This is a genomic window from Streptomyces milbemycinicus, assembly GCF_002154605.1.
GTDB lineage: Bacteria > Actinomycetota > Actinomycetes > Streptomycetales > Streptomycetaceae > Streptomyces > Streptomyces milbemycinicus.
In genome coordinates this window covers 1,095-1,344 of the sequence record NZ_MUNE01001205.1, presented here as the reverse complement: position 1 = coordinate 1,344, position 250 = coordinate 1,095, and the positions used below count along the sequence as shown (strand labels likewise).

1 pseudogene is annotated in these 250 nt (G+C 65.6%); it reads left to right on the top strand.

The annotated features are described in order from the left end of the window. Positions 1–250: pseudogene (locus tag CCN51_RS58995) on the top strand (carbohydrate ABC transporter permease); the annotation flags it as partial.

Genomic DNA, 250 nt, shown 5'->3' with positions numbered 1-250 from the left:
TCGCCTTCACCGAAGCCGGGGGCAGGTTCACCGGCTTCTCCAACTTCGTCACCACGGCGAATGACTTCCGCTTCATGGACGCCGTGAACCACGTCGCGGTCTACCTCATCTTCTGGCTTGCCTCGCTGGTGGTGTTCGTGGTGGGTCTGGCGCTGCTGCTGCACCGCCTGTCCTCCGGGACCGTCAGCAAGGCGCTGCGCTTCCTCTTCTACATCCCTGGAGCGCTCGCCGGGGCCGCGAGCGTGCTGGT